The organism is Methanosarcina baikalica, assembly GCF_031461075.1.
Classification (GTDB): domain Archaea; phylum Halobacteriota; class Methanosarcinia; order Methanosarcinales; family Methanosarcinaceae; genus Methanosarcina; species Methanosarcina baikalica.
In genome coordinates this window covers 1-1,098 of record NZ_JAVKPK010000154.1, presented here as the reverse complement: position 1 = coordinate 1,098, position 1,098 = coordinate 1, and the positions used below count along the sequence as shown (strand labels likewise).

Here is a 1,098-nt window from a genome sequence, read left to right as displayed (position 1 = left end):
TAATAATAATAGTAATAATAATTCTGAATCTGATAATAGTAATAGTTCAAGTGGAAATGAATCGAGCGAAAATAACTCTACTCCAAGCTTCTGATTATTAGGCGGCTTGACCAGTCTTTATGGAGGATGGAAACTCAGGAAAAACTAATTCGGGACTTGCATTAATCCGATCGCTGGCGACTTTAAATTATCCATTTCGTACTAGTGTTGAGTCAACAGCAAAATGTCGTATAAAATCAATTGCAACTATTCAGAATCGTTAAATCTTTGAGGATTGACGCGACACTAGGTTTGGCACATGAAGTATAGAAACCGATGTTTTGGGGCTCTCCATAAATTTTAGGAGCTAAAACTTCTCATCTTTTTGGTGGTTGGTATGAGCAAAATCAACAAGGGTATAGTCATTTTTATTGTTATCCTGATTCTCGTAGTAGTTGCTGGACTGTCTATAAAAATGCCAGTTAATACTAGTACGCCGGCTCCTGAAGCACAAGTAAGTGGTATGGCTATTCAATTTAAAGATGGAATTTCGGAGCCAGAAATAAAAGACATTCTTCAAAATATCAATATGACTATGAACTATAGCATGGAATATGATACTACTAGTAGGGGTGAAAGATATTACATAATGGTGGACAAAGATAATTGGGACATAAGAAGCGAACTTAGTAAAGGGATGAAAGAAGAGAACAAAGACTGGATTATATATTATCCTGCTCACGTTATCAGAGAAGGAAATTATTACGTTTTCGCAGTTTCCGAACAAGCGATCCAGGACGAAAAATTTCTTGCAATACTGGATAAATATGATATTAGAGTGAAAAAGTCTACCTGGTGCGAAATTCGTTTTAGGTTAAATGACGGACTTAAGTACTGGATTCCGGAGAAAGATGCAGTCAGAATAAAAAATGAGCTTGATCAAAATGAAAATATATTCACTGTACATCTTGATTACATTTATAGTCGTTAAAGTCTTCGATTTATTGCATTACTCACCTCACATACTAACTTTTTAAGCCAATTTGAAACTCCCATGGTACAGACGAATCCCTGGTACTGTTACACAAATCTGCTTTTATACGATTTTGATCCTTAGAT

At 35.2% G+C, this 1,098-nt stretch carries 1 protein-coding gene; it reads left to right on the top strand.

All coding sequences use genetic code 11. The features are described 5' to 3' along the window. The first annotated feature begins 376 nt into the window (after positions 1-376). Entirely contained in the window at positions 377-970 is a 594-nt protein-coding gene (locus RG963_RS16485; RefSeq protein ID WP_310577358.1) for a UPF0228 family protein, read from the top strand. Positions 971-1,098: the final 128 nt, after the last annotated feature.

What these genes read in the sequence shown, in the direction of transcription:
- RG963_RS16485 (WP_310577358.1), top strand. Translation starts at nt 377, where the DNA reads ATGAGCAAAATCAACAAGGGTATAGTCATTTTTATTGTTATCCTGATT.